The organism is Galbibacter pacificus (genome assembly GCF_029603165.1).
Taxonomy (GTDB): Bacteria; Bacteroidota; Bacteroidia; order Flavobacteriales; family Flavobacteriaceae; genus Galbibacter; species Galbibacter pacificus.
The window spans coordinates 220,595-241,211 of record NZ_JAQSVC010000003.1 but is presented as its reverse complement, the minus strand read 5'-3'; the positions used below and the strand labels follow the sequence as shown (position 1 = coordinate 241,211).

The window sequence follows — 20,617 nt, the reverse complement described above, 5'->3', positions numbered from 1 at the left end:
ATTTTAATTTTTGGATGTGTAATTTTACACTTGTAATTTGTAGGGACATGCAACAATTTCCGAAGAAACTATTGAAAAAAATACGGCAAAGACAAGACGAAAATGCACTTCGGAAATTACCTGAAGACTGCTTGAAAGTAGACTTTTCTTCTAATGATTATCTGGGGTTTTCGCGCTCGGCAGAAATTTTTAAACAGACATCTTCCTTACTCGAAGAAAGGAAAATTATGCAAAATGGCGCCACGGGTTCGCGCCTGCTTACCGGAAACCATCAACTTTATACCGAAGTTGAAGCATTGCTGTGCGATTTTCACGATGCTGAAGCTTCACTGGTGTTTAATTCTGGCTACGATGCCAACATTGGCTTTTTTGCCTCCGTTCCGCAACGTGGGGATGTAGTTTTAGTTGATGAATACATCCATGCCAGCATTCGCGATGGTTTACAAATGGGCAATGCCAAATCTTTTAAGTTTAAGCATAACGATTTAAACGATTTAGAGTCAAAATTAAAAAAGCATGCCCAAATAATAGAAGGCGATGTCTATGTGGTAACCGAGTCGGTTTTTTCAATGGATGGTGATTCACCCGATTTGATAAGTCTGACTGTTTTGACAAAAAAATACAACGCACATTTAATTGTAGACGAAGCTCATGCCGTTGGGGTATTTGGAGATTCGGGTGAAGGCTTATTGCAGGAATTACAGCTTCAAAACAAGGTCTTTGCCAGAATTATAACTTTTGGAAAAGCCCTTGGTTGCCATGGAGCGACCATTTTAGGGAGCATTGAGCTTAAGAATTATTTGGTTAATTTTGCACGGAGCTTTATTTATACCACCGGGTTATCTCCACATTCCCTAGCAACGATTTTTGTCGTTTATCAGGAATTAAAAAAGCAGCATACAGATTCATCATTCAAAAAAAATAAACAAAAATTACTGGACAATATAGCATATTTCAAGCATGAAATTGCTAAAACTCATTCCCCGGGATTACAATACATTTCAAGTCATTCGGCAATACAGTGTTGTGTAGTTCCCGGCAATGAAAATGTAAAAAAAACAGCGGTCGGACTGCAACAAAAGGGATTTGATGTTAAGCCCATTTTATCGCCAACAGTAAAAAAAGGAGCAGAGCGTTTGCGCTTTTGCATGCATAGTTTTAATACTTTTGACGAAATTTCTGTAGTTTTAGACCTGTTAATGACCGCAAATTGCAGGTGATTTTGTAAATTAGATTAACACTACTAACAGTACCAACTATGAAGCCTAGATATTTTGTAACGGGAATTTCTACTGAGGTAGGAAAAACGATTACATCTGCAATTATTGCCGAAGCTTTGGAAGCAGATTATTGGAAACCAATCCAGTCGGGAGATCTGGACAATTCAGATACGCATAAAGTAAAAGCATTAATCTCCAATACGCAAACTAAATTTCACCCTAATAGTTATGCGCTAAAAGTGCCTATAAGTCCGCATGCGGCAGCTGTAATAGATAACATTCATATTGACATTGATAAAATAAAGCTGCCCGAGACTGCAAATACATTGGTGATTGAAGGCGCCGGAGGTTTATTGGTCCCCTTGAACGAACAAAATACCATTATGGACATTATAGCGCCAAATTACAAAATAATTGTAGTTTCCAGGCACTATTTGGGAAGCATCAACCATACACTTTTAACCGTAAACCTATTAAAACAGCAAGGTTTTGATGTGGCCATAATTTTTAGCGGAAAAGAACACCCAACGACCGAACAAATTATACAAAAAATGACGAATGTTCCGGTTATCGGTAGAATCGATGAAGAAAAAGAATTTACACAAGAAACCATTCGTAAATACGCCAAAAAATTTGCAAAAAACTTGACAGAATTTTCCGAAGCTATTCTATCGAATAAAGTTTCCTAAATAGTCATCGCCCTCAAAAAGGGATTCTATTGTACCAAAATGACTGATTTTTTGCTTCCATAAAAAGTTAAATGAGTTCATAGTTTTTTTTGCTGAATAGAATACGCATCTTTGTTGTGTATTTTGTTTAAATAATAGTAAATGGCACTTTCAGAAAGAGACAAAAAACACCTTTGGCACCCATTAACACAGCATAAATTACACCCCGATAGTATTGCAATTACCCATGCAAAGGGCGCTGTCTTGTATACCGAGGACAAACAAGAATATATAGACGGGATTGCTTCTTGGTATACCTCGGCATATGGGCATTGCAATGCTTATATTGTGGAACGGGTAAAAAAACAAGTAGAAACGCTCGACCAGGTTGTATTTGCAGGGCTCACACACGAGCCAGCGGTACACTTATCTGAAAAACTTATCGGTATTCTTCCCGATAATCAAAACAAACTATTTTTTTCTGATAACGGTTCTACTTCGGTTGATGTAGCTATTAAAATGTCGCTTCAGTATCATTTTAATCAAGGAGATAAGCGCAATGTGCTAATTGCTTTTGAAGAAGGTTTTCACGGTGATACTTTTGGTGCCATGTCGGTTTCCGGGCTTTCGGTTTACAATGGTCCGTTTGAAGAATTTTTTCTTTCGGTAAAACGCATTCCCGTACCAAATGGGAAGAACAATCACGAAGTGTTGTATAGGTTACAAACTATTATTGCAGAAAATAACGTAGCTGCTTTTATATACGAGCCTTTGGTACAAGGAGCCGCCGCCATGAAGATGCACGATGCATCGGGGCTCGAATTATTGATAAAAGAATGCAAAAAGCAAAACGTATTGACCATTGCCGATGAGGTAATGACAGGTTTTGGCAAAACCGGGAAACACTTTGCTTCGTTGCACTTAAATACATATCCGGATATTATGTGCTTGAGCAAGGCCTTAACCGCTGGAATGGTGCCCATGGCCATTACCAGTTGCACAGAGGCAGTATATCAGGCATTTTATAGCGACGATATTGGTAAAGGGCTGTTTCATGGCCACACATACAGCGCCAATCCTGTCGCTTGCGCCGCCGCCATAGCAGGAATAGAGTTATTGCAATCGGAGGAAATGCAGCAGCATATCCAACGGGTTATCAAATCGCATCAAAAGTTTGACAAGCATATTAAAAGCCACCCTAGAATTGCCCAGACAAGGCAATGTGGAATTATTTATGCAATGGATTTAAACCTGGAAATGGAACGGTACGGAAACCTTCGTGATAAACTATTGAATTTCTTTTTGGATAATAAATTGTTTATGAGGCCTTTAGGGAATACGATATATATTGCAGCACCTTATGTGATAACCGATGAACAATTGCAAAAAATTTATGATAAAATTGAATATTTGATTGAAAAAATACTATAAATTAGCTATAGAGATCAAAACTTATTTGCTTATCATTCAATGATTCATCCGCATACCGAGCTGCGATTTATTTCTGATGAAATAGGTCATGGCGTTGTGGCTACACAATTGATTCCTAAAGGAACAATTACCTGGGTTCAGGACCAACTGGATGTTGTGCTTACCCCTGCCCAAGTTGCCAACATGAGCAACGATTACCAACATATTATAGACTACTTTACCTTTAGGAATAACAAAGGCGAGTATGTATTATGTTGGGACATGGCAAAATTTGTAAATCATAGCTTTAAAAGCAATTGTTTAACCACTCCATACGACTTTGAGATTGCCGTGCGGGACATTTACCCCGGCGAAGAACTTACAGACGATTACGGATATTTAAACATAGCCAGGCCATTTAAGGCAAAAGACGAGGGCACCAAACGAAAAATTGTTTATCCGGACGATCTGTTAAAATACCACGCCGTTTGGGACGAGGTTTTAAAGGAAGCTTTCCGGCATATCAATGCGGTTAACCAGCCTTTGTTTAAGTTTCTAAATGAAAGCATGCTGAAAAAAGTGCGTAAAATAGAAAAGGGAGAAGCCGTTCTGGATTCCATACTTACCTGTTATTACGCCGAAAAATAACAGTATAAGCAACCTTATTTTTAGCTATTGCCACCAAGTTTGTCTGTATACTTGGCGGTGATGCACTTATTTGCATAGACCGACCCTAAACAAAAGCCTACCTTATAATCAAATACTTTTATTAATTCTGACTTTGTTATAATAATTGAGCTCAGGTTAGTAGCTTTGCAAATGCAAAATGTAGATTGAATTATAGATGAAAACTAAAATTGCCATTACGGCACTATCTTCAATATCCGCGCTTGGCAGTACTGCACGGGAAACCTGGGAAAACTATTTAAACAACCACCATTTTTTAACCGAAAAAGATTTTGGCACGCACAAGGCATTGGTGGCGGCACTATCGGGCGGGAGTAAAACCGAAATAGAAGCCATTAGGGCGTCTGATGTTAAATACAAAAGCCTTGACAACTCTGTATTATATGCAATGCAGACGGCCCGTAAAGCCGTTGAACAGGCAGATTGGAAAAAGGGGGACAACTTTGGTATCAATATTGGGTCTTCCCGTGGGGCAACTTCGCTGTTTGAAAAGTATTACCAAGAATATTTAACCGATAAAAAATCGAGCACACTTGCTTCGCCTACCACTACCTTGGGCAATATTTCTTCTTGGCTGGCGCACGATTTGCAATCTCAGGGACCTGAGCTGTCGCATTCCATTACCTGTTCCACCGCGCTGCACGCACTGGTAAATGGTGTGGCGTGGATTAAAAGCGGGATGAGCAACAAGTTTCTGGTTGGCGGGAGCGAGGCTTCGTTAACGCCATTTACCATAGCCCAAATGAAGGCATTGAAAATCTATGCCGAAAATCCGCAGGATGATTACCCCTGTAAGGCATTGGACTTGAACAAAAAACGCAACTCCATGGCACTGGGCGAAGGCGCCGCCGTTGTTTGCATGGAAGCAAACCCAAGCGGGGAGGCATTGGCCTATGTAGAAGGGGTTGGTTACGCTACGGAGGTATTAAAGCATAACATTTCTATCTCCGAGGAGGCCGAATGTTTCCAGAAATCCATGAAAATGGCACTAAGGAACACCGATCCCTCTCTGGTAGATGTTGTTGTCATGCACGCGCCGGGTACCATTAAGGGAGATAGTACCGAAGTAAAGGCGATTGAAAAGATTTTTGGGGAAGACATGCCCGCTCTTACTACCAACAAATGGAAAATAGGACATACGTTTGGAGCGTCGGGAATGCTGAGCCTGGAACTGGCCGTATTGATGATGCAGCACCAAGCGTTTATAAAGGTACCTTATATTGAACACAAAAAAATGCCCGGGCACATAAAAAAAGTGCTTGTAAATGCGGTAGGGTTTGGGGGAAATGCGGTAAGCGTGCTGCTTTCGGTATAAAGTATAGATTGGGCAAATATATGTTTTGTGAGGAGGTTCAGGGTGTAGGGTAAAGGCTTGAATCTCTTTGAGGAATTTATTGATTTGATAATAAATTATGAGCTGATCTTAACGTAACCCGAAATGAATTACTATTTTTGAACCTGTAAACCGAATTGGCTTAGGGATTGAGTGCATGTTTGAGCTTTCCCCGACATTTTCGTTGGGGAAGCGAGTAACGAAAACCCGCCTCCCGACATTTTCTGTCGGGAGGAAGCCCCGAAAAATTAGTTTCTATGAGTGCGATAAGACACAACTGGACCAAGGAAGAAATATTGGAAATATATAACAGGCCGTTAATGGAGCTGCTCTACCAAGCGGCAACGGTACACAGGGAATACCACGACCCGAATACCGTACAGGTGTCTACCTTGCTCTCTATTAAAACCGGGGGCTGCCCGGAAGACTGCGGTTACTGCCCACAGGCCGCCAGGTACCATACCGATATAGAGGGGAACGACTTAATGACGGTACCGCACGTAAAGGCACAGGCACTGCGCGCAAAAGCCGCGGGGAGTTCGCGCGTTTGCATGGGAGCGGCATGGAGAAATGTAAAAGATGGGCCCGAGTTTGACCAAGTGCTGGAAATGGTACGCACCATAAACAAACTGGAGATGGAGGTGTGCTGTACGCTGGGCATGCTTACCGAAAATCAGGCGCAGCGCTTGGCAGAAGCTGGGCTGTATGCGTATAATCATAACCTGGACACATCTGAAGAATACTATAAAGAGGTAATTTCTACGCGTGGTTTTGAAGACCGCCTGCAAACCATAGACAACGTGCGCAAAACCAATGTTACGGTTTGTAGCGGGGGCATTATTGGTATGGGCGAAAGCGTTGAGGACCGCGCAGGCATGCTGGTTGCTTTGTCTACCTTGAGCCCGCAGCCAGAATCGGTGCCCATTAATGCGCTGGTAGCCGTAGAAGGTACCCCAATGGCCAACGAGAAGCCCGTGGAAATATGGGAAATGATACGCATGGTAGCCACCACCCGTATTGTTATGCCACAAACACAGGTGCGCCTCTCGGCAGGACGCACAGAGATGAGCCGCGAAGGGCAGGCCATGTGTTTCTTTGCTGGGGCCAACTCTATTTTTGCCGGGGACAAGCTGCTTACCACGCCAAACCCCGACGTGAGCGAAGATATGCAGATGTTTAAAATGCTGGGGCTTAACCCGCAGAAACCATTTGTTAAAAAAGCACAGCCAGAAACGGTCGAAGCCACGGAATCTAAACTTCAAGAGCTTGGAGAAAACCCTAAATGGACACGCCCCGGCCATAAAATCCAGAAAAACGAACTGGCCAAGGAAGAAGCCCAAAAAACCAAGGCCATATAGCGGGTTTTATAGCTGCTGTACATGCATTTTTTAACTCCGCATAATGCCAATTGTTTGTAATTAAAGCTATTCTATACGCTATAATTGCAAACAATTTGTACTTTTATAAAGTTTATTTCAAGTTATTTTTTATGAACTTAAAGGAAATACCTCGCCTACAAACAATTAGTAAAGAGGACTTTGTTGCCAATTATGTAAAGCCCCAAAAACCTGTTGTAATTGAAAGGTTGACAGAAGATTGGCCGGCATACAAGAAATGGCATTTAAGTTATATAAATCATGTGGCGGGAGACAAAACAGTACCGCTGTACGACGACAGGCCGGTTACGCATGAAGACGGTTTTAACGAGCCGCATGCAAAAATGAAGATGGGCGAGTACATAAAACTACTGGAATCCAAGCCTACCAGCTATAGGATTTTTCTCTATAATTTAATGAAGGAAGTGCCTTCTTTGCAAAACGACTTTAATTGGCCCGATCTTGGCATAAAGCTTGTAAAGCAGTTGCCCATGCTGTTTTTTGGTGGGGAGAATAGCAAGGTATTCATGCATTTTGACATAGATTACTCCAATATCCTCCATTTTCACTTCCACGGGAAGAAGCAGTGCATTATTTTTCCGCCAGACCAGTCCAAATACATGTACAAGGTGCCACATTCGTTGATATCGCGCGAAGATATAGACTTTGATAACCCCGACTACCACAAATGGCCGGCATTGAAACAGGCACAGGGCTATATTGCCAACCTGGAGCACGGCCAAATGCTGTATATGCCAGAGGGTTATTGGCACTATATGAAATATGTTACCCCTGGGTTTTCCATGAGCCTGCGATCGCTGCCCAAAAAGCCCGCTCATTTTATCAAGGCTGCCTATAATCTTGTTGTAATGCGCAGTTACGACAATTTAATGCGCAAATGGAAGGGGCAGGCATGGATAGACCATAAAAACGAGCGCGCCATAGCCAAAACGCACCAAGAGCTCGGGATAAAAACATAGCACATACCTGTTTTTTACTTATGATACGGTACTTTATGCCCCATGTTTTTAGTATCTTGGGCATGAACACTGCTTTAATATCTTTTTGGCATGAATTATTATGCACTATTTTACCAAACGGTTTCCAATTACCTAGAAGAACGTTCCCAGTACCGCAACGAACATTTAAGGCTAGCACAAAATATGTAGGGAACGGACATTTACTCCTTGGGGGCGCTCTTGAGAACCCTGCCGGTGGTGCCTTGCTGGTATTTGTTGGGGAAACAGATGCCATGGCCAAGGCTTTTGCCCAAGAAGACCCTTATGTTGTAAACGGACTTATAAAATCGTGGCAGGTACGGCAGTGGAACGTGGTGGTAGGCAACAAATAAATTCTTTTTCCCTATTTTTACAAAAAAGTTGTTTCATTAAGGTGCTCTATGGGACGGGCTTTAGCCCAAGAGATCGTTTATTTTTTCGTAGACAAGATCGCTTTCCCATCCACGGTATAGCAGGTAATTTGCCAGTTGCTGCTTTTTCTTAAACAGGTTTGTCCCGGTAAGTTGCCCGGCCTTCTTTTCGGCAAGCTCGTTAAAGGTTTTATGGTAATCGGCGTCGGGTATTTCCTTTAAGGCAAGGTGTATGTTAAAGCGGGAGATATTTCTATGCTTAAGTTCGCGTACAATACGGTTTTTCCCCCATTTTTTTATGTTGAATTTCCCCCTGGCATAGCTGCGTGCAAAGCGTTCTTCGTTCAGGAAGCCATGCTCGATAAGGTGTGCTACAACGGTGTCTACGGCAACGGGTATCATGTGCATGGACCGCAGTTTTTTTACCACATCGTCATGGCAACGTTCTTGGTAGGCGCAATAAGCTTCCAGTCTTCGTTTGGCTTCTTCAACCGTATATGTTTTTTTGTTTTGCATCACCTGAATATGTAGAAAAATAATTCTTAAATTAGAGTAGTATTATATGTTTATACAAAAATAACTGCTTTTTATAATTGGACAGTTGTTTGCCTGCCTATTGTTTTTGTGCAATGTTACAATTCCTATGGCATAAAAGGAGGCAGAAACCTATCCTTCTCAAAGGGGTAATTCGCTTCGAAAAGATGGTATACGAGGGGAGACTTTGTACAGCACCTAGTGTATGCTACTTGTAAGTAGACCGGTTTTAATCTTTTCGGGTGATGCCCTAGCATAGGGATAGCAGAACTTATAAAATATATAGGTACAACTATGGGAGGGAGCATGGCAAACGATGAACAGATAAATGCATATATGCGATGCCCTACTAGAATAGACGCTAAAAAGTATAACGTTGACTTGTTTTGGGTATATATAGTTTTAACAAATTAATTATATTTAAGGCTATTTAAAAACCCAACCTATTTTGAAAGCACTTAAAGAACGCTATTTATCCCTCGATGTACTAAGGGGCCTTACCCTTTTTTTAATGATTATCGTTAATACGCCCGGTTCTTGGGCCACTATTTACAAACCCCTGCACCATGCGCACTGGCATGGCTTTACGCTTACAGATTTGGTATTTCCTACCTTCCTTTTTGTGGTTGGTAACGCCATGAGCTTTAGCATGCGCAAGTTTGAGGCGCTAGGCAGTGCGGCTTTTTTAAAGAAAGTCTTTAAAAGAACGTTCCTCATCTTTTTAATAGGCTTTTTGCTGTACTGGTTTCCGTTTGTCAAGGACGGGCATTTAAAACCACTGGCCGAAACCCGTATATTTGGTGTATTGCAGCGTATTGCGCTGTGTTATTGTTTTGCATCGCTTATAATTTATTACTGGAAGGCCAAGGGCGCACTTATATTTAGTATTGTTGCCCTGGTGGGCTACCATATATTGATGTATGCCTTTGGCGATTATACCATGGAAGGCAATGCCGCCATTAAAACAGATCTATGGCTTATCGGTGCCGACCATATGTATAAGGGAGAAGGCTTTCCTTTTGATCCCGAAGGCCTTTTAAGCACCCTGCCATCTATTGTTAATGTAATTGTTGGCTATTTTGCGGGGGCGTTCCTTCAAAAAAACGGGAAGAACTACGAAACTATCGCCAAGCTGATGATGGCTGGCGCCGTATTGACCTTTGCTGCCCTTGGGTGGGATTTGTTGTTCCCCATCAACAAAAAAATATGGACAAGCTCGTATGTGCTCTTGACCGTGGGCATAGATTTAATGGTTATAGCCGTTTTGGTATATGTTATCGAGCTGTTAAACAAGAAAAGCTGGACATATTTCTTCGAGGTTTTGGGTAAAAACCCGTTGTTTATCTATATACTCTCTGGGATATTCGCTACTATTTTGTTCAGTGTCCCAATGGGAGATACATCGGCCTACGGATGGATAGCACACCATGTTTTTATGTCGTGGATGGGCGATTACTTTGGCTCGCTTATGTTTGCCCTCGTGTTTGCAATGGTTTTATGGGGCATAGCGTACTTTATGGATAAAAAGAAGATATATATAAAGGTATAGTTAGAAAAGAAAAGCACCCCGTGCAAAGAATAAGCCAATATATTTGAGGCATTTCTTTGCACGGGTGCTTTAAAAATATATGTGCAGGCATACATTGTTTATGGTAAGCAGTTTTTTGCCTGCTGTTTTAGTGCTATTTGTTTTCCCAATCTATTTTTTTGGAGAAGAACATAATAGTGGCCAGGATGATAAACAGGCCAATGCTACCCACCAACAGTGCATAATCCTCCAGTTGGATAATAACATAGATAAACCCGTATAAACACATCAATGAAGCCCCGACCAGTATGGCAAACTTAAAATTTTTAAGGATTGTCCTGGAGTAAAGGGTAACGAGCCCCAACACAGCTGCCGATGCCAACAAGTATGCCTTTAAAAACGAGCTGTGCTCGGAGATGGAGATTAATAAGGTATAAAACATTACCAATGCAAGGCCTATCATGACATATTGAAACGGATGGATATAGATTTTGCTAACCAGTTGGATCAATAAAAACACCAATAAGGTTAAAGCAATGACCAAGATGCCATATTTTGAGGCGCGTTCGCTTTTGGCATACTCGTTTACCGGAACGATGAGCTTGGCGCCAAAGGCAAACGGTGTGAGGTCGGGTATTTTATCGTAAAAGGATTGTTCGAACTGCCTGTTTATCTGTAAAATTTTCCAAGAAGCCTTAAAACCGTCGCTGGAGATTTCCCTAGAGCCGTCTTCGGGCAGGAACATCCCGTCGAAGCTGGGCGAAGCCCAGTTGGAGGCCATAGAGGCTTGGGTAGTTTTGCCTATGGGTACAAACTTCATGGTTTTGCTTCCGTTTACCTTTAAATTAAACCGGAAAGATGTTTCTTGGGCATGCATAGTTGCAAAATTTGTTATGGGAACGCTTTCAATGGTATTTAAAACGGCATTATTGTATACGGGAGCCATGGAAAGTGTTTGGTTGTTAAGGGTTGTTTTTACGGTGTTCCGTATTCCTTTTAAGTTAGACGTTTGTATAAGTATGGTGGCTTTGTTCCAAAGTATGTTTTCGGGCAAAATACGATCCTTTTCAAACTCGATTTTAGGAAAAACCCCTTTCACATCTACATCAGAAGTATATACAACCGATTTGTAGATGCTTCGGTTGAGCGGTTTTGTATCAACTTGTGCATTGATGTTTAAATCCATCGGAAAGAAATATGCGTAATCTATATGTTCTTCATTTTTTATTTCATAAGAATTTGTTTCGCTGTTAAAAGACTTCACTTCTTTTATTTCCTTATAAGGGACTTTGAGAATGGGCCCCGAAAGGACTACTTCGTCTCCCCATTTGTCGTTAATTTCGTTCACCACGTCTTCCTGTCTGTGTTTTCGTTCCTTGATGAGCTCTTTTACAAAAGCCAGGGGGATTAATAAAACGAGCAATAAAAACCCTACAATGAGCATTCTTGCTGTAATGGATTCGCGGATCCATGTTGATAGTTTACTTCTTGTCTGTTCCATTCTTATGTATATTAAAGTACTTTGTTTTTCAAAGTAATTGATTAAAAAAATATTAATTGATTAATTTTTCCAGTGCTTCAATGTGCTTTTTAAACTCAGCTTTTCCTAGTTGAGTTGCATTGTAGCTGGTATTTGGCTTTCGGTTTACAAATGTTTTGTTTACCGATATGTATCTTGCTTTTTCGAGTGCTTTTAAGTGGCTAGCCAAATTGCCGTCGGTAACACCCAAGAGTTCTTTTAGGCGGTTAAAGTCGGCATCGTCGTTTACGGCCAACACCGACATGATCCCCAACCGTACCCGATGGTCAAAAAGTTTATTTATGTTGTCTATAATTCCCAATATTACCCTTTTTTTTCCTCAGCAAACATAATGCTTCCGTAAATAATATGAAAAAGGCCAAAACCTATTAACCAAAACCAAAAACCATAACCGGGGAACATGGCGCATATGAGTCCGGTTATAATTTCGACATATCCTAAATATTTAATGTTGCCCACAGTATATTTTGAAGCATTTACCAAAGCCAGTCCATAAAAAATAAGCATAAGAGAAGCCGTTAGGCCATAATGTTGGCTATTGAGTTTTATTAAAATGTAAATGCCACCGGTAACGAGGGGGATAAGAAAATTAATAACAAGCCTGTAAGTGGTAATGTCCCATATTTTGGCATTATGTTTTTTAGCTTTTCTGGAAGTGAGCCAAATGGCGGTAACAATGCTTAGCAACATTACGGCAACAGCAACGATAATGAGCCAGCTAAAATTCCAACTATGTATGTATAGTTGTTCCCCGGGCTTTGGAAAAAGGTAAAAGTATGCAAATAAGGCACCAACAATGGCATAGCAGCCGGCAAAAACCCCAGAGATACCGCTTAATGAGATAAAACGGGAAGAACGGTCCATCATATCTTTAATATGATTAATGTCTTTAAGATAATCTTTTTTGCTCATTTTTAAAGTACTTTGAAAAACAAAGTAAAATAAAAAAATTCTAATATCAAAACGAAAAATTTATGTTGATTACTCTTTTTTAGCTTCTTTATAAGAATTGTTCTATTTTTATTAAGAATTATTAATCAATTTAAACTACCGCCAATCCATGCCATTATTAATTGTACTTCTTGGAATTCTTTTACTTTTTATACTTATTGCCAAATTTAAACTCAATGCCTTTATTTCTTTTATTATAGTTTCCCTGTTTGTTGGGATCACGGGCGGAATGGAATTACTTACCGTTATAGATTCCATTCAAAAGGGAATTGGAAATACCTTGGGCTTTCTCGTGCTGATTTTAGGTTTGGGCGCCATGCTGGGTAAATTGGTGGCCGACAGCGGGGCCGCACAACAGATAACAGGAAAACTGGTTGAAAAATTTGGGAGGAAAAACATTCAATGGGCGGTAGTGCTTACCGGGTTTATTGTGGGGATACCTATGTTTTACTCGGTTGGATTTGTTATTTTGATTCCGCTGGTTTTTACAGTTGCCATTTCCACTAGGATGCCATTACTTTATGTAGGCTTACCAATGATTGCATCGTTGTCTGTTACGCATGGATATTTACCTCCACATCCGGCACCAACCGCTATTGCCGACCAATTTAATGCCGATATTGGCAAAACATTATTATATGGAATTGTTATCGCTGTCCCTGCAATTGTAATAGCCGGGCCTTTGTTATCCAGGACAAAATGGATGCAACGGGTTAACGCAACACCTTTAAAAGAATTTTACAACGCTCAAGAATTGGAAGAAGATCAAATGCCCGGAATGGGAATAAGTATTTTTACAGCTTTATTGCCGGTTATTCTTATAGGAATTACAACACTTGGGAGTCATTTTTTACCAAAAGAATCGGTTGCGGTTACCATTGTTAATTTTATCGGGAACCCCGTAATTGCTATGTTAATAGCTGTTTTGGTGGCAATTTATACACTTGGACTTTCCCGGGGAAAGAAAATGCCCGAAGTAATGGATTCTTTATCAACTTCTATTTCGAGTATTACCATGGTTTTGTTAATAATAGCAGGAGCTGGTGCGCTGAAACAAATTTTGGTTGATAGCGGTGTAAGCGATTATATAGCCGATTTGATAAAAGGCTCCAGTTTGTCGCCACTATTATTGGCATGGCTTATTGCAACGGTAATCCGGGTTTGTGTGGGTTCGGCAACAGTTGCTGGGCTAACAACAGCCGGAATTGTATCTTCTTTGGCACAAAGCCAAGGTGTAAACACCGAATTAATGGTGCTGGCAATAGGCTCGGGAAGTTTAATGCTTTCGCATGTCAACGACAGTGGCTTTTGGTTGTTTAAGGAATATTTCAACTTATCGGTTAAAGAAACGCTTTCTACGTGGACAGTCATGGAAACCACAGTTGGTGTAATGGGACTTATCGGAGTTTTGGTGATGAACCTTTTTGTTTAAGTGAAAAATATAAAGTTGATGGTAATATCATTGGTTAAAAAAATCATACTTATGTGCTGTTTGTTTCAGGGAATAATAGTTTTTTCTCAAACTACAAATTCAGTGTCTGGAACTGATAAAATGGAGTGGTTTGGCGATGCCAAGCTAGGGATATTTATTCATTGGGGTTTGTATGCAGTGAATGGAATTGACGAATCGTGGTCGTTTTACAACAGGTATATTTCGCATGAAGATTATATGAAGCAAACCAAAGGTTTTACGGCAAAAAATTATGATCCAAAAGCTTGGGCAGACTTAATTAAAGAGTCGGGAGCAAAATACGCAGTAATAACTTCTAAGCATCATGATGGATTTGCACTTTGGAATAGTAAATATGGAAATTTGAATGCTGTTAAAAATTCAGCGGCAAGAAAAGATGTTTTAACACCTTATGTAGGTGCAATTCGAGATGATGGATTAAAAGTAGGGATCTATTATTCGTTACCCGATTGGTCGTATCTCGATTACACGAACTTTACTCGCGATAGTATTCGGTACAATATAGCTGACGAACCAAGACGTTGGCAACAATTTTTACAATATTACGAAGGACAATTAAAAGAATTATCAGATGCCTATAATCCTGATTTATATTGGTTTGATGGTGATTGGGAACATAGCTCAGAAGAATGGGAAGCACCGAAAGTCAGACAAATGCTATTGGACAGAAACCCTAATACAATTATAAATTCCAGATTGAAAGGTTATGGTGATTATGCCACACCCGAACAAGGAATGCCCATTGTGAAACCAACAGACGATTATTGGGAATTGTGTATGACCATGAATAACTCGTGGGGTTATCAAAAAAATGACAACGATTACAAAAGTTTAGACCAAATTATTGGCATTTTTACTGATGTTATTGGTAATGGTGGAAATCTGTTATTGGATATAGGGCCCAAAGCCGATGGAAGCATTCCGATTGAACAAATTGAAATTTTAAAAGGTTTGGGAAGATGGACAAGTAAACATAAAGAGGCTATTTATGAAACGGTTGCGGGAATCCCTAAAGAACATTTTTATGGAACGTCAACTTTATCAAAAGATAAGAAAATACTATATCTATTTGTGAAAGGAAACCCCGAAGGAGAAGTAGTGGTAAGAGGCTTAAAGAATAATATCAATCGCATTTGGGTGGTTGGAGAAGGCACAAAACTATCACATAAAGTGGTTGGTAAGGTTTATTGGAGTGCGTATCCGGGTATAAAATACATTCAACTTCCCGAACATGTTTTAGACAAAAATATGACTGTTTTAGCGTTATTGCTCGATGGCGAAGTAAATTTATACAGGGAAGACGGGACTGTTATTGAAAGTAATTAGAATAAAATTTAAAAATAGGAACATGATAAAACCTTCAGAAAAAATAAAAGAATTAGGATTGATTTTACCACCGGCTCCAAAACCGGCAGGCGTTTACCGCCCGGTTTTAGTGGTCGATAACTTTTTATACATATCTGGCCAGGGGCCGGTTTTGCCCGATGGAAGTTTAATGAGTGGACGTGTTGGAGATGATATCGATTTGGAAGTAGGTTACAAAGGTGCGCGGCAAGTAGCATTGACCATGCTTTCGACCATTCAAACTCACTTTGGCGATATAGACCGCGTTAAAAGGGTGGTTAAAGTCTTGGGAATGGTAAATTGCACCCCCGATTTTAAAAAGCATCCTTTGGTAATTAATGGTTTTAGTGAACTTATGGCCGAAATTTTTGGCGAAACGCATGGAATAGGCGTTAGAAGTGCCGTAGGAATGATGCTCCCCGATAATATTCCGGCAGAAATAGAAGCAATGTTTGAACTACACAAAGAATAATTGATAATTTAAAATAATCACTTCCGCGAGAAGAGAAATCTTACTTATTACATTTGTATAGTGAAGAGTTAAAGACTGAAGCAATGAAGGAAAAAAATTGGTTTGAGATAGAAAATGCTGATGAAATAGCAACACCGGCGCTTTTGGTGTATCCCGATAGGATTCAACATAACATAAAACGGATGATCGAAATAGCAAGCGATGTTTGCCGGTTACGGCCACATATAAAAACCCACAAAACTGCCGAAATTATACAAATGCAACAGGCATATGGGATTCAAAAATTTAAATGTGCTACCATTGCCGAGGCCGAGCTTTTGGCGCAATGCAAGGCGAAAGACGTTTTATTGGCCATGCAGCCCGTAGGAATTCATATACAACGCTTTTTTAAGTTGATGCGTACATATCCAGAAACACAATTTTCAACTTTGTTGGATGATATGGAAAATGCAAAAAATATAACCGAAGCTGCGATTAAAAAACAAATGAAGGTTTCACTCTGGATGGATATCAATGTTGGGATGAACCGGACCGGGATTGAGCCGGGTGAAGAAGCTCGAAAATTATTTCAATTCCTTGATGTTAATGAAAATGTGGAGGCTAAGGGCTTTCATGTCTACGATGGGCATTTAAGGGACTCTAATTACGATCAACGGAAGAAGGATTGCAATACAGCCTTTGAAACAGTGGTTGCTTTAAAAGAAAGTTTAAAGAAAATGGGAGTTGAGGTTAAAGAAATTATAGCCGGAGGTTCGCCATCGTTTCCTGTTCATGCCATGCGCAATGATGTAGATTTAAGCCCGGGAACTGTATTGCTTTGGGATGCCGGTTATGGCGATTTATTTCCGGAGATGAAAATGTTGCCCGCCACAGTTTTGATCACACGCATTATCAGCAAGCCATCAAAAGGAATAGTAACATCCGATCTGGGGCATAAATCCTTGGCCTCTGAAATGCCTTTTCCACGCGTAGAATTATTAAATGCACCTGATTTGGAACAGCTAAGTCAAAGTGAGGAACATTTGGTTTTCAATACCAAACATCCTGAAAATTATAAAATAGGCGACCTTTTGTATGCAATTCCCAAACATATTTGTCCAACGGTAGCCAAATATCAATATTTACAGGTGGTTGAAAAAGGAAAAGTGGTAAATGAGTGGAAAGTGGTTGCGAGAGACCAAGTAATTTCGGTGTAAAAATTTGTAAATACGAAAGCTGTTACCCTGAGCTTATCGAAGGGTTATTGGAAGTGGGCTTCGACAAGCTCAGCCTGACATCGTTATAATTCGAAATTATTATGGCAGGTATCCAGATAATAATGCTCTCGCTTAAAATATAAAATCCAACATTTAAAAGAATAAAACATGTTTATACTCGATGCGCATTTGGATCTTTCCATGAATGCAATTGATTGGAACCGGGATCTCCGTTGGACGGTAGACGAAATCCGTGAATTTGAAAAAGGCATGACCGATCTGCCCGGCCGTTCACAAAATACAGTTTCTTTAGATGCCATGCGAAAAGGAAATATAGGACTTTGTGTTGCAACGCAAATTGCCCGCTATGTAAAAAAGGATAATCCGTTGCCAGGATGGAATTCGCCCGAACAAGCTTGGGCACATACGCAGGCACAATTGGCATGGTATCAAGAAATGATGAGACAGGGAGAAATGCAGCAAATTTCCAACTCAAACGAACTAGAAAATCATCTTAAATATTGGAATTCTAATGATGATAACCGTAAAAAAGCGATAGGTTTTATTTTAAGTTTAGAAGGCGCCGATTCAATTGTTACGCTCGATCATCTTCATAAAGCTTATGAATATGGCTTGCGCGCAGTGGGTCCAGCGCATTATGGATCGGGGACTTATGCTTTTGGCACTGATTCTATAGGGGGTATTGGAGAAAAAGGAAAAGCTTTGTTAAGAGAAATGGAAAGACTAAACATTATTTTGGATGCTACGCATTTATGCGATCAAAGTTTTTGGGAAGCAATGGATGTTTTTAACGGTGCGGTTTGGGCAAGCCACAACAATTGTAGGGAATTGATAAACCATAACAGGCAATTTAGCGACGAGCAATTAAAAGAACTCATAAACAGAAAAGCAGTTATAGGGGTTGTTATGGATACTTGGATGATGGTGCCTAATTGGGTTCGTGGCAAAACAACACCACAAAGTGCCGATGCATGTTTGCGGCAGATTATCGACAATATAGACCATATATGCCAATTGGCAGGAAATACCAACCATGTAGGGATTGGTTCCGATTTAGATGGCGGTTTCGGTAAGGAGCAGACCCCACACGATATAGATACCATAGCCGATTTGCAAAAAATCCACCAAATGCTATACAATAGGGGCTATTCAAAAAAAGATATTGAAGGTATTATGCATGGAAATTTTTTAAGATTTATTAGGGATGTTTGGAGTTAAAACAAAAAAACCACGCTTCCCAATGGTCATCGGGATGGCGTGGTTTTTTAATAATTTATTTTAAGATTTTTCCGTCTTTATCTTTAAAACGGTACTCTAAATATGTGTAAGCATCTCTTGGTAAAATCTTGACCCATTTTTTGTGTTCTAAAAACCATTTAGAACGAACGGATGGAAATCCTTTTGTTAAATATGCTGCAATAAACGGGTGTGTATTTAATACAATTCCGTTTTTACTGCTCTTGCTTTGAATAATGCGTTCGAGCTCGGTTGTAATCTTATTTATCAAAACTATGGGGGCTTCTATTTCGCCACCGTTTCCGTTAGGGTCTACCTCACGGGTTTTAATGTTTACTTCCGGTCTTACGCGTTGTCTTGTAATTTGTATGAGGCCAAACTTGCTTGGAGGTAGGATTTTATGTTTGGCTCGATCGTCACGCATTTCTTCTCTTAAATGTTCGTATAGTTTTCTTCGGTTGTCTGCATTGGACATATCGATAAAATCTATAACAATGATCCCTCCCATATCTCTTAGCCTTAATTGCCGAGCTACTTCACTAGCGGCAATCAGGTTAACCTCTAAGGCTGTGTCTTCTTGAGACTTGGCTTTGTTGGAACGGTTGCCGCTGTTTACATCGATAACATGTAAAGCTTCGGTATGTTCTATAACCAAATAGGCCCCTTTGCTGGAGGAAACGGTTCGTCCAAAAGAAGTTTTGATTTGCCTTTCAATTCCATATTTTTCAAAAATAGGAATATTAGACTCATACAATTTTACAATAGATTCTTTCTCTGGTGCAATTTCATGCAAGTAATCTTTAATCTGATAATAAAGCGTTTCATCATCTACATAAATCCCGGTAAAATCATCGTTGAAAACATCTCTTAAAATAGATGCCGCACGGTTCATTTCACTGAGGACTTTTGAAGGATAGTTCGCTTTGTAAATTTTTTTGCACAAACCTGTCCATTTTTTTAACAGGTTGTTTAAATCTTTGTCTAGTTCGGCGACTTTTTTGCCTTCTGCCACTGTACGTACAATTACACCATACCCTTTTGGACGGATGCTTTGTACCAACCGCTTTAAACGGTCCTTTTCATCTTTGCTTTCTATTTTTTGTGAAACTGAAACGCGGTCAGAAAAAGGAACCAAGACCAAATAACGCCCGGCTATGGAAAGCTCGGAGCTTATTCTTGGCCCTTTGGTTGAAATTGGTTCTTTTACAATTTGTACTAGAATAGATTGATTGGCCTTTAATACGTTATTAATGGTACCATTCTTATCTATGTCTTTTTCAAATGGGAAGTCTTTTAAAGAAAAATCTTTTAATTTACCTGTGCTTACACGTTTAATGAATTTTAACAAAGAACTGAGTTGCGGCCCCAGGTCATGGTAATGCAAAAATGCATCTTTTTCATACCCGACATTTACAAATGCGGCGTTTAGGCCTGTTACCGGCTTCCTCACCTTGGCAAGCATGATGTCACCAACCGAAAAGTTGCTGCTCTCTTCTTCTTTGTGTAATTCAATAAGTTTTCCATCCTTTAATATGGCAAAATCAACGTCAGAGGAACCAGATCTTACAATTAATTCTTTATTCACTCTGAATGAATTTTTATCTGTACCGCGCTTAAAGTTAAGCGTAACGGAACTGATGGATTAAACAATAAATTTGTCCCGCCGGTTAAGGCGAAATAAATTTTTATTACAGGTTTTTTTGAATAAACCCAGCGAAATTCCTGTTATAGCCTTAAGCTACAACAAAATTTCTTTTTCAATGAACGTTCTGTATGTAAAGTATACAATACTTTATAAAGAAAAAGTAGTTAATCTAACTACTTTTTCTTGTGACGGTTAGCTCTTCTTCTCTTCTTACGCTTGTGCGTAGCTACCTTATGTCTTTTTCTTTTTTTACCACTTGGCATTGACTGTAATGTTTTATATTAATAATTTATTTTACTTCTACGCTTGTCTTAACACCCTCTACAAATACTTTTGCGGGCTTAAAAGCTGGGATATTGTGAGCAGGAATTTTAATGGTTGTGTTTTTAGAAATGTTCCTTCCCGTTTTTTCTGCTCTGGTTTTAATAATGAAGCTACCAAAACCTCTTAGATAAACATTATCACCGCTTTCCAATGAGTTTTTCACCTCTTCCATAAAGGATTCTACAGTTGCCTGAACATCTCCTTTTTCCATGCCAAGTTTCTCTGAAATCTTGGCTACAATGTCTGCTTTAGTCATTTTTATATATTTGTTTACAGTGTTATAAATTTAGGG

At 39.8% G+C, this 20,617-nt stretch carries 20 protein-coding genes; 14 read left to right on the top strand and 6 right to left on the bottom strand.

The features are described 5' to 3' along the window. Positions 1–47 precede the first annotated feature (47 nt). The 8 genes from PSF86_RS09475 to PSF86_RS09440 all read left to right on the top strand — a co-directional run bounded on the left by PSF86_RS09475 (position 48) and on the right by PSF86_RS09440 (position 8,045). Positions 48–1,220 carry an aminotransferase class I/II-fold pyridoxal phosphate-dependent enzyme gene (locus PSF86_RS09475; protein WP_277899834.1) on the top strand — a complete coding sequence of 391 codons (1,173 nt, stop codon included), beginning with the start codon at positions 48–50 and terminating at the stop codon, positions 1,218–1,220. 38 nt (positions 1,221–1,258) lie between these two features. Then, complete coding sequence (bioD, locus tag PSF86_RS09470) at positions 1,259–1,909, top strand: dethiobiotin synthase (RefSeq protein WP_277899833.1); 651 nt, start codon at positions 1,259–1,261, stop codon at positions 1,907–1,909. Between the two features lie 141 nt (positions 1,910–2,050). Then, positions 2,051–3,319 carry an adenosylmethionine--8-amino-7-oxononanoate transaminase gene (gene bioA, locus PSF86_RS09465; protein WP_277899832.1) on the top strand — a complete coding sequence of 423 codons (1,269 nt, stop codon included), beginning with the start codon at positions 2,051–2,053 and terminating at the stop codon, positions 3,317–3,319. A 39-nt stretch (positions 3,320–3,358) separates the two neighbouring features. Then, entirely contained in the window at positions 3,359–3,946 is a 588-nt protein-coding gene (locus tag PSF86_RS09460; RefSeq protein WP_277899831.1) for an SET domain-containing protein, read from the top strand. Between the two features lie 196 nt (positions 3,947–4,142). Beyond that, complete coding sequence (locus PSF86_RS09455; RefSeq protein WP_277899830.1) at positions 4,143–5,300, top strand: beta-ketoacyl synthase N-terminal-like domain-containing protein; 1,158 nt, start codon at positions 4,143–4,145, stop codon at positions 5,298–5,300. Between the two features lie 275 nt (positions 5,301–5,575). Then, positions 5,576–6,676 (top strand): biotin synthase BioB, encoded by a 1,101-nt coding sequence (bioB, locus tag PSF86_RS09450; protein ID WP_277899829.1) that lies wholly within the window; start codon positions 5,576–5,578, stop codon positions 6,674–6,676. A 131-nt stretch (positions 6,677–6,807) separates the two neighbouring features. Further along, entirely contained in the window at positions 6,808–7,674 is an 867-nt protein-coding gene (locus PSF86_RS09445) for a cupin-like domain-containing protein (protein WP_277899828.1), read from the top strand. A 20-nt stretch (positions 7,675–7,694) separates the two neighbouring features. Next, on the top strand, positions 7,695–8,045 hold the full coding sequence (locus PSF86_RS09440; protein WP_277899827.1) for a YciI family protein: 351 nt from the start codon (positions 7,695–7,697) through the stop codon (positions 8,043–8,045). Between the two features lie 60 nt (positions 8,046–8,105). Here PSF86_RS09440 and PSF86_RS09435 read toward each other — a convergent pair whose 3' ends face one another. Continuing rightward, a complete protein-coding gene (locus PSF86_RS09435; RefSeq protein WP_277899826.1) occupies positions 8,106–8,579 on the bottom strand; it encodes a regulatory protein RecX in 474 nt (157 codons plus the stop codon). A gap of 466 nt (positions 8,580–9,045) precedes the next feature. On the opposite strand from PSF86_RS09435, the gene PSF86_RS09430 reads away from it, so the two are divergent. Next, positions 9,046–10,146, top strand: a complete 1,101-nt coding sequence (locus tag PSF86_RS09430) for an acyltransferase family protein (protein ID WP_277899825.1) — start codon at positions 9,046–9,048, stop codon at positions 10,144–10,146. A gap of 133 nt (positions 10,147–10,279) precedes the next feature. On the opposite strand, the gene creD is transcribed toward PSF86_RS09430, so the two are convergent. Genes creD through PSF86_RS09415 form a run of 3 tightly spaced genes read right to left on the bottom strand, consistent with a single transcriptional unit; the run spans position 10,280 to position 12,577 of the window. Then, positions 10,280–11,626 (bottom strand): cell envelope integrity protein CreD, encoded by a 1,347-nt coding sequence (gene creD / locus PSF86_RS09425; protein ID WP_277899824.1) that lies wholly within the window; start codon positions 11,624–11,626, stop codon positions 10,280–10,282. Positions 11,627–11,678: 52 nt separating this feature from the next. After that, positions 11,679–11,966: a winged helix-turn-helix domain-containing protein gene (locus tag PSF86_RS09420; protein ID WP_277899823.1), complete on the bottom strand. Its 288-nt coding sequence runs from the start codon at positions 11,964–11,966 to the stop codon at positions 11,679–11,681. Between the two features lie 2 nt (positions 11,967–11,968). Next, positions 11,969–12,577 carry a hypothetical protein gene (locus PSF86_RS09415; RefSeq protein WP_277899822.1) on the bottom strand — a complete coding sequence of 203 codons (609 nt, stop codon included), beginning with the start codon at positions 12,575–12,577 and terminating at the stop codon, positions 11,969–11,971. 148 nt (positions 12,578–12,725) lie between these two features. On the opposite strand from PSF86_RS09415, the gene PSF86_RS09410 reads away from it, so the two are divergent. The 5 genes from PSF86_RS09410 (at position 12,726) to PSF86_RS09390 (ending at position 18,338) form a co-directional block, all read left to right on the top strand. Continuing rightward, entirely contained in the window at positions 12,726–14,048 is a 1,323-nt protein-coding gene (locus tag PSF86_RS09410) for a gluconate:H+ symporter (protein WP_277899821.1), read from the top strand. Between the two features lie 18 nt (positions 14,049–14,066). Continuing rightward, a complete protein-coding gene (locus tag PSF86_RS09405; RefSeq protein WP_277899820.1) occupies positions 14,067–15,413 on the top strand; it encodes an alpha-L-fucosidase in 1,347 nt (448 codons plus the stop codon). A 22-nt stretch (positions 15,414–15,435) separates the two neighbouring features. Further along, positions 15,436–15,903, top strand: a complete 468-nt coding sequence (locus PSF86_RS09400) for a RidA family protein (RefSeq protein WP_277899819.1) — start codon at positions 15,436–15,438, stop codon at positions 15,901–15,903. 83 nt (positions 15,904–15,986) lie between these two features. Continuing rightward, complete coding sequence (locus tag PSF86_RS09395) at positions 15,987–17,099, top strand: D-TA family PLP-dependent enzyme (RefSeq protein ID WP_277899818.1); 1,113 nt, start codon at positions 15,987–15,989, stop codon at positions 17,097–17,099. Positions 17,100–17,267: 168 nt separating this feature from the next. Continuing rightward, entirely contained in the window at positions 17,268–18,338 is a 1,071-nt protein-coding gene (locus PSF86_RS09390; protein WP_277899817.1) for a dipeptidase, read from the top strand. Positions 18,339–18,393: 55 nt separating this feature from the next. On the opposite strand, the gene PSF86_RS09385 is transcribed toward PSF86_RS09390, so the two are convergent. Both PSF86_RS09385 and PSF86_RS09380 read right to left on the bottom strand, forming a co-directional pair. Beyond that, complete coding sequence (locus PSF86_RS09385; protein WP_277899816.1) at positions 18,394–19,941, bottom strand: ribonuclease E/G; 1,548 nt, start codon at positions 19,939–19,941, stop codon at positions 18,394–18,396. 349 nt (positions 19,942–20,290) lie between these two features. Then, the gene (locus tag PSF86_RS09380; protein WP_493559035.1) at positions 20,291–20,611 is read right to left on the bottom strand and encodes an HU family DNA-binding protein; all 321 of its coding nucleotides are present in this window, start codon (positions 20,609–20,611) and stop codon (positions 20,291–20,293) included. Positions 20,612–20,617: the final 6 nt, after the last annotated feature.